The sequence below is a fragment of the Streptomyces sp. NPDC058662 genome, assembly GCF_042716255.1.
Taxonomy (GTDB): domain Bacteria; phylum Actinomycetota; class Actinomycetes; order Streptomycetales; family Streptomycetaceae; genus Streptomyces.
This window is the reverse complement of record NZ_JBHXRU010000016.1, coordinates 78,390-86,083: the sequence shown is the minus strand read 5'-3', so window position 1 is coordinate 86,083 and position 7,694 is coordinate 78,390. Positions and strand designations below refer to the sequence as shown.

Here is a 7,694-nt window from a genome sequence, read left to right as displayed (position 1 = left end):
GGGCATAAATGCCCCTAAAGGAATTGCCTTTCGGCAATTCCCGCAGGGAATTCCCCTTCGGGGAATTCGGGGTGGTTTATGTCAACCTCCTTCGGGGGTTTTGTTGGGCGGGTTTATATTGCCTTTCGGCAATTCTTGGTTGGTGGGTTTTGAAAGCCTTTCAGGCTTTTCTTTTAATTCCCGCGTTGCGGGAATTGATGGGCTGTTGGTTGTGGGGTGGGGCCCGCCTGCCGGCGGGTGGGGTGGTGGGTGGTGTGGGCCCCTTCGGGGCTTGGGGGTGTGGGGGGTGTTTTGTTGTGGGGGTGTGGCTAGGGTCTGGGGGTTGGTGTCATGTGTGGTGGCTGGTTGGGGGGTTGGTGGGGGCTGGGTGGGGGGTGTGGGCCCCTGTCGGGGCCTGTGGGGGTGGGAGGGGGTGTGTGCGGGTGTCTCTTGGGTGGGGTGGGGGTGTTCGGGGGCGGGGGTGGTGGTGTCATTACCTGAGGGGGTTTCAGCGCCCTTCCGGGCGCCGTGTCCGGGGTGGGCCACCCTTACGGGCTTCCGGATTCACGAGGGCCGGGGCGTGCTCGAATTCCGGGGCGGCCTTACGGCCTAATCGGCGGGCTTCGAATTCTATTTCTTCGCCGCGTGAGACTCCGTTCCGATATCACTCGCACGCCTCACAGACGGACCGTCACACCCTCCGAACCTGATGACACGTCAGATAGCGCTGCCGAGAAATACAGACCGCCCGGGAATCGAAAAGAACACCACCCCGGAAAAGAAGAAGAGGCCCTTCCGGGCCTCCCCCACACAGCTATCACACCGTCAAAACACCCCATCACCCAACCCATTTCAGGCCGACTCACCCCCAGGCAACGCGCAGCCTCCGCGCGCACGCGTCCTCGGCCAGCTCTCGCAGCTCCTCCAGTCGCGTCTGTGTGTAGCCAGGCGGACGCCCGCAGTCGATGAAGTTGCCGTCAACCGTGGCCGGACGCCCCGCGTCCGCAGGAGCTACCGCGAGCGCCACCAACACCCGGCCCAGGAAGTCTTCCGCGTCAGCATCCCCGTACAGCTCGTCGTAACCGAGCACATCAAGCACGCGGACGGCGTTGGCGTTGGCCATGTTCACCGGCTCATCCGTGAAGTCGGCGAAGAACGTGACAGACATACGGGGCTCCACCTCTCACAGGTACGGATTCCTGGTGTCGGCGCTGGGAAGGAGCCTGCGGGGAGCAATTGAGATGCCGGTACGTCCCTCTTCTTGATCAGACGAGTGACCCTTGGATAGGCTCCGTCGATACGGTGTGTGACGCACGGGGGACATCCTGTGTGCAGTCCACCGGCGCAGGGGGGGGTGGGCTGTGCCTGACTCGATAGCCGTGCCGACGGGTGTCCAGCCGATCAGCTTCGACGTGCACGCAGTCCGCGGGGGAAGCCCCGGCGGAGCCCGCGACGACTTCGAAACGATGATCGCTCAGCTTGCCGCCGCGACAACCCCAGGCGTACGGTCCGTCGCTGCCAACCCGGGCGACTGGGGTATCGACGCCTTCGCCGGAAACCTCGGTGGGGCGATCACGGTGTGGCAGTCCAAGTACTTCATACCGGTCACCACGAAGAAGCACGTGCAGCAGGTCAAAGACTCGCTCGACAACGTGCTGAAGGCAGCCGTCAAGAACGGCCACACCATCGCCTGCTGGATTCTGTGCATCCCCTCCAGCATGGACGGACCCATGACGGCATGGTGGGACACGTGGACGAAGGCGAAGGAGAAGGAACACAGCCTCGTCATCCAGCTCTGGGACGAGACCGCCCTCCGGAAAAAGTTGCTCAGCCCCGAGGGCGACGACGTGCGTCGCGGCTTCTACGAGACCTACGCTCAGGCCGCCCCCGCCCCCATCGAGCAGCTTCGGCTGGTGCTCGAAGTCGAGGACGACAAGGCAGCGGCTCTCGGCTCCGCCCTGTTCATTCGGCAGATGACCGAGGCCGGCCATGTGGAGCTGGACTCGGCCAAGAGGCAGTTCTTCAATGCCGATCTGGTGGCCCGTGAGATCGCGCATAAGGATGTTCCGGCGGAGGTGGCGGCGCTCAGTTCCGCCGATGCGACGCTTCATGGTCTCTGGGAGATGCAGTTCAACGAATGCGCGGCCGAGGACGCGTTTCGGGTTCTCCACCCCCGTGTCTGGCGGGATGTACGCAACGAGCACGACAAACTGCCGAAGTCGCTGCGCCTGGAGCTGGTGCACAGCTGGGGGCTGGTGCACCGGCTGGTGGACAACCGCAAGGCGGGCTGGGTCAAACACTGGCGGCAGATCGCCGCCGAGCACTCCGCCGGCTGACCGCTGCCGTCGCCTGTTCTGTCAGACCTACGAGGAGTTCGCCGTGGAAGCACACCGGCCGGTGATGATGCCGGAGGACGAGGTGACCTTCCGGCTGGCGCAGCTGCTGCTACTTCTCGACGCCGTCGCCGGGCAGGACGCGAAGGGGGCGAGCCTGGAGCGCATCGGCTACTACGACTTCCTGTCGGCGAACCCCTTCCTCGTCGTCGATTCCGACGGCCGGGAGGGCAAGCTGCTCAGGCTGGCCGGGTTCGATCCGCAGGTGCTCTCCTACGCCTCCTCCTCCCAGCGCTTCACCAGCCGGCGGGAACGCATCCAGCACGACCTCGCACTGCTCGTGGCTTACGGATGCTGTGAGGTCCACAACCGCAACGGCGCCCTCGCCTACTCGATCAGCAACCGCGGCCGAGAGCTGGGTGCGCGCTTCACCGCCACCTACGCCGCGTCGTTTACCACTGCGGCGTCCATCGTCGTGCGTCACCTCCGCAAGCTCAGCGACAAGGCGCTGCGGGAACAGACCGCACGGTGGCTGCGGCCGGACGGAGAGGGCGGGCCCGGTGCCGCGCTCCTCAGCGTTCTGGGCCCGGGGCCGCAGGCACCTGACATGCCCTGGGAGGGGTGACCACCATGCAGCCTCTGCCTGGCATCCGAATCCGGCGCCTGCGCCTTGCAGGCGTCAGCCGGAACTACGACGTCGACTTCACGCAGGACCAACGGGTGCGGGACCTGTCCGTGGTGGCCGGAGCGTTCAGCTCGGGCAAGACCGCGGTGCTGGAGTTCATCGCCTACGGCCTCGGCGGGAAGCGGCATCCACGGCATCCAGAGGTGCTGCGGAAGGTCCGCTCCTGCCTTCTGGAAGTCGAGCTGTCCGGCGAACCTCACGTCATCGAGCGGCCCGTCGGGGAGCCGTCGAAGGTCGCCTACGTACGCCGGGGGACGCTGGACAGCCCGCCGTTGTCCAAGCCCGAGAGCAGGCCCATCGAGCCGGCGGGAGCGCCCGAAAGCCTCTCCGCTCTGCTGCTGGGGCACTGCAAGCTCGAAGGCGTCCAGCTTCGGGAGACCCCTTCGAGCCGTGAGTCCCGCACCGACCCCCTGAGCTTCCGTGACCTCATGGGCCTCGCGTTCCTGCCCAACGAGCGCATCGCCTCCATGGACTTCCTGTTCGAGAACAGGTACATGAAGAAGCACAAGCTGAAGCAGGTGGTCGACGTCGTCTTCGGCGTTCACGACGACCGCGCCGTCGAGCTAGGGCAACGCATCAAGGAACTGGGTGCCCGGCTCAACCAGGCCCGCTCCGAACTCGCCACAGCGCGGGCTTTCGTCGACGAACAGGACGTTCCCACAGTCGGGCCTCTGGTTGCCCAGCAGTACGAGGGCGAACTGCTGGAGCTGACCCAGCAGCTACAAGCCCTTGATGAGGCTGCGCAAGCCGGTACCACCTTCGCCGGGCGTCTACGCCGCGAGCACCAGCAAGCTGCCCAACGCGCCCGGCGAGCCGCCGGCGTGGTACGTGACTGCGAGACGCAACTCGCCCGCATGATGCCGCTGCGGGCTCAGTACGCGGATGACCTCGTCAAGCTCAACATGCTGGCCGAAGCGCAGCGCCTGTTCGACCCCCTGAGCGTCACGACCTGTCCCGCCTGCCTGAACCGGCTGCCCGTTCCCCCGTCGGTGGAGAACGGCTCGTGCAGTCTGTGCAGCCACGAGCTGCCCAACGGCGACGGGCACCTGACGCTCGGCACCGCCAATGCCGAGCACTCTTCGGATGAAAGCCGGCTGGATGTCGCAGCCGAGGTCAGGGCCACCAAGGCCCGCCTGAAGGAGATCACCGCCTACGTGGAGGGCCTGGACGCGTCGCTCGCCGCGTTGAAGCTCCAGGCGGAAGACGCCGCCATTGCCGAAGAACGGGCCGCGGCCGCGGTCGACGAGGCCACTTCGCCCACCGTCACCCCGTTCCTCGCCGCTCGCGACAACCTCCAACGTCGGCGTGAGGAAGTCCTCCGTCATCTCCAGCAGGCCGAGAACGCGACGAAGCTTCAGGCCGGCCTGGAGAAGCGCGCCGCCCTTGTGGAGCGGCAGGAGGCGCAGATCGAGCGTCTGCGGGAGGAACTCGATCGGCTGGGGGATGCCGCGCAGGACCGGGACCTGGTCGTCGGCCGTATCAGCGGCAGGTACAGCGAGCTGCTGCGGCAGTGGCGCTACCCGAAACTCAGCCAGCCGATGATCGACACAAACCTGGTTCCGCACGTGCGCGGCGACTCCTACCGCGAGGCATCGTCCGGTGCCCGGACGCTCCTTACTCTGGCCTGGCAGCTGGCCGTCTTCGAGGTGGCCGTCGAAACGTCGGCCGCCCACCCCGGATTCCTCATGATCGACAGCCCGCAGAAGAACCTCGGCCACGGCGGCACCCGGGACGCGGTGATCGCAGACGCAATTGCTATCGACGACTTCTACCGCCACCTCACCGGCTGGCTGGCTGAACAGGGGACCGGTGCCCAGGTGATCATCGTCGACAACAGCCCGCCCACGCTCGTGGAAGACAACGTCGTGGTGCGGTACAGCCGCAACGAGGACCAGCCTCCCTACGGACTGATCGACGACGAGACGACGACCGACGAAGCCAGCCCCCAACAACCGCCCACCTCCGACGAAAGCTGACGGTCACTGCCACGGCTCCAGCAGCCCCGACTCACGCGTCTTCCGCATCAGCCACTGGGGCGCGGGGCCGGCCGATACGGCTGCGGTGACACTCGCGGCGGCCCTGGCCGCCTACAGGACGGGGACGTACGCCAGGGTCCTCGCCTCCGGGGATGTCTCCGCCGACCTGACCCTGGCAGCAGCTCTCCAGGTGACCACCGCCCTGAGTACTCCGCCGGTGCGCGCCGCCCCGGCGTCGCCGCGACGCCGAGGGCTCAGGCATGGGCGGAAGGGCCTCGCCCCTCACAGAGGGCTGGGCCGTGCGGGGTATCAAGCGGTGAGGTCGGTGAGCAGGTCTCGCAGAGCGTGCACGTCGGCACACCTGCCTGCCAGGTACTCGACCTGGGCGGCCAGTCCCTGGTTGTTCACCTCGCTGGCCTGCTCCGCGAACGCTTCGTGCACGGCTACGTCAAGCACATCTTCGTCCAAGGGCAGAGAGTCGAGGAGTTCGGCGATCTCCTGCGCACTCACCTGCCCCGGCGGCGGGGCCGGCTGCATACGGGGCTTGCTGGAGCCGTACGGGTTCGGCGTGCCGGTCGCACGCAGCAGCACCTCCCACTCCACCCCGTTGGGCCAGTGCCCCACGTGGACGCTGCCGTCCCCGTACAGGTCTGCTGAAGCGAAGAGCAGGTCGGGTTCGTCCTCCCGCTCGATGGCGACGGACACCGCCCCCTCCGGGGGCGCTTCGAGGGTGGCGAGGACGGTTCCGTGGTCGTCCGTGATCAGGAATCGCATGAAGGCTCCTTCGACGGGCCGGGCCCCGGGCGCACCCTGGCGCCCGGGGCGGGGAACGAGGGACATGGGTCAGGCGATGTCGAGGATCACCGCGACGACGCGCTTGGTGACCTCTTCCAGGCCGTCCGAGGCGCTGGTGCAGTCGAAGTACTCCATGAGGAAGGTCGGTTCGGCGTTCTTGTCCGCGTGGACGTACAGGTCTCCCTCGTGGTCGACGCCCACGGTGAACCGGGCGCCGTCCCGGGTGGTGATCTCGCCGACGACGCCCCAGTAGCCGGACTCGGCGTGCCACTCCTCGCCGAGGAGCTTCACCGCTCGGCGGGCGATGTCCGAGATGGAGAACGGGTACTCGTCGCCGGGCTGGGAGAAGAACTGCTCCGCCGTCGCCATGGTCATCTGTGATCCTCTCGATCGTGTCTTCGGTTTGGTCGGCTGCCACCGCCAACCATTAAGACAACTATACCATGCATGCATCACTTCCGGGGTGTGGTGCGCACCTCTTGGATGGCTGGAGTTGCTGGCGTCCGCTCCGTCAGGGCTCCGCTGCCCCGGCCGAGGCTCGGCTCGCTCGCCGGGCCCCGGCCCACCGCCTGATCAGACCCCGGGCGAGGCGCTTGCGGCGGCAGCGCTCCGGCTTCGGGCCAGGTGCGCGCAGCGGATTCCACCGCCCGGGTGCCATTCCAGGACCGGCTCCGCCGACGCCCCGTGCTCTGCGCACCAGGAGACGGGAACAACGCCGCCGCAGGCGTGCCGCTTGCACGGGCAGGCCTCTCCCGATCCCGCGTACGCGAGGCCGTGGCGCACCACTCCGCCCGCCTGGCTGTCTGAGGCGGCGCCCCGGAGGGCGGCCGGCCACGCCAGGGTCACCTTCAGTCCCCCCGATCCGTTCCTGAACAGGTCGATGAGCCGCACCTCGCCGGGCACCGCCAGCGGCGCCGCTCCGGGCACAGTCAGCCTGCGCAGCGACGCTCCGAACTCCCCGGCCGTGAGCTTGGCCAGCGTGTCGGCGTCGTCCTCGGTGGTCCAGCCCGTCAGCTGGTCCTCGTCCTGGGCGTCGTTCGCCAGGAGCAGGCAGCGGGCCGTCGAGCCGGAGCCTGGTCGCGCCTTCGCCGCCATCGAGGAGCAGCGTGGCCGGCGGGATCTGGGACGGGATCTCGATCTTGTCGTGGTCGAGGAGCCAGCTGGCCACCGCGCTGCGGTCGAATTCCGGGTGGGTGTCCGTCCCGCCGACCGGGGCCGGGAAGTCGGCGTGCCGCCGGCGCCAGTTCACCACCGCGGCGCGGCCGACTCGGGCGATCCTCGCCACTTCTGCCAGCAGCACCACGTCTCGCCCGGGTGCGACCGGCGCGAGGCCGGCGAGCGGCGAGCGGCGGCCTGCGGGCACCGTGCGCAGCGCTTCCCAGTCCACTCCGGGTCGCAGGACCGGGAGCAGGGCCAGATCGACCCCCGAGTAGAGGGGGACCTTGGTCCAGCCGCCGTGGGACTTGTAGTCGATCATCACGGAGCCCGCCGGGGAGATCCATCCGAGCCTGACGACCTGGTCGAAGTCGACCCTGCGCACGCCCAGGCGGACCGCGGCCTGGTCCGGGCCGAAGGGGACGTGGCGGTCCAGCAGCGCGGGCAGGTCCCGGCGGCGGGCGAGGGCGGCCAGCTGGTCCGGATGTACGTCGGGGCACGCCGCTTCCCCGCCGAGCCAGACCAGCAGGCCGGCCTTCACCAGGTGGCCGACCGCTGCAGCCGTCACCCGCGGGCGGCACCGCGGCAGCGGTTGGCCCAGGGCCTCGGTCAGCCGGTCCGCCGCCTGCCCCGCGGCCATCGGCCCGCGCAGGGCGGCGCGGACGCCTTCCGCGTCCGCCCCGTCGACCGCGGACCGCGACCACTGGCCCGGCCCCGCGTCCGCCGGCGGGACCAGTCCGGACCCGGCCGCCCAGCGCCAGGCGGCCACCG

At 68.5% G+C, this 7,694-nt stretch carries 7 protein-coding genes; 3 read left to right on the top strand and 4 right to left on the bottom strand.

Annotated elements, in window-relative coordinates; translation table 11 throughout:
• Positions 1-841: 841 nt before the first annotated feature.
• Positions 842-1,147: a hypothetical protein gene (locus ACFWUQ_RS09235; protein WP_384535038.1), complete on the bottom strand. Its 306-nt coding sequence runs from the start codon at positions 1,145-1,147 to the stop codon at positions 842-844.
• Positions 1,148-1,340: 193 nt separating this feature from the next.
• Here ACFWUQ_RS09235 and ACFWUQ_RS09230 point away from each other — a divergent pair, with 193 nt between their 5' ends.
• The 3 genes from ACFWUQ_RS09230 to ACFWUQ_RS09220 are packed head-to-tail and all read left to right on the top strand — an operon-like array spanning position 1,341 to position 4,973.
• Complete coding sequence (locus tag ACFWUQ_RS09230) at positions 1,341-2,315, top strand: serine/threonine protein kinase (RefSeq protein ID WP_384535036.1); 975 nt, start codon at positions 1,341-1,343, stop codon at positions 2,313-2,315.
• A 43-nt stretch (positions 2,316-2,358) separates the two neighbouring features.
• Positions 2,359-2,937 carry an ABC-three component system middle component 2 gene (locus tag ACFWUQ_RS09225; RefSeq protein ID WP_384535033.1) on the top strand — a complete coding sequence of 193 codons (579 nt, stop codon included), beginning with the start codon at positions 2,359-2,361 and terminating at the stop codon, positions 2,935-2,937.
• A gap of 5 nt (positions 2,938-2,942) precedes the next feature.
• The gene (locus tag ACFWUQ_RS09220) at positions 2,943-4,973 is read left to right on the top strand and encodes a DNA recombination protein RecN (protein WP_384535048.1); all 2,031 of its coding nucleotides are present in this window, start codon (positions 2,943-2,945) and stop codon (positions 4,971-4,973) included.
• 309 nt (positions 4,974-5,282) lie between these two features.
• On the opposite strand, the gene ACFWUQ_RS09215 is transcribed toward ACFWUQ_RS09220, so the two are convergent.
• The 3 genes from ACFWUQ_RS09215 to ACFWUQ_RS09205 form a co-directional block, all read right to left on the bottom strand.
• Positions 5,283-5,747, bottom strand: coding sequence for a hypothetical protein (locus tag ACFWUQ_RS09215; RefSeq protein ID WP_384535031.1), 465 nt, complete (start codon positions 5,745-5,747; stop codon positions 5,283-5,285).
• Positions 5,748-5,816: 69 nt separating this feature from the next.
• On the bottom strand, positions 5,817-6,143 hold the full coding sequence (locus tag ACFWUQ_RS09210; protein ID WP_384535029.1) for a hypothetical protein: 327 nt from the start codon (positions 6,141-6,143) through the stop codon (positions 5,817-5,819).
• Between the two features lie 198 nt (positions 6,144-6,341).
• Positions 6,342-6,863, bottom strand: a complete 522-nt coding sequence (locus ACFWUQ_RS09205) for a hypothetical protein (protein WP_384535026.1) — start codon at positions 6,861-6,863, stop codon at positions 6,342-6,344.
• Positions 6,864-7,694: the final 831 nt, after the last annotated feature.

Bases quoted from the DNA above. Each gene is read 5' to 3' on its own strand.
- ACFWUQ_RS09210 (WP_384535029.1), bottom strand. From the start codon at position 6,143: ATGACCATGGCGACGGCGGAGCAGTTCTTCTCCCAGCCCGGCGACGAG.
- ACFWUQ_RS09205 (WP_384535026.1), bottom strand. From the start codon at position 6,863: ATGGCGGCGAAGGCGCGACCAGGCTCCGGCTCGACGGCCCGCTGCCTG.
- ACFWUQ_RS09235 (WP_384535038.1), bottom strand. From the start codon at position 1,147: ATGTCTGTCACGTTCTTCGCCGACTTCACGGATGAGCCGGTGAACATG.
- ACFWUQ_RS09215 (WP_384535031.1), bottom strand. From the start codon at position 5,747: ATGCGATTCCTGATCACGGACGACCACGGAACCGTCCTCGCCACCCTC.
- ACFWUQ_RS09220 (WP_384535048.1), top strand. From the start codon at position 2,943: ATGCAGCCTCTGCCTGGCATCCGAATCCGGCGCCTGCGCCTTGCAGGC.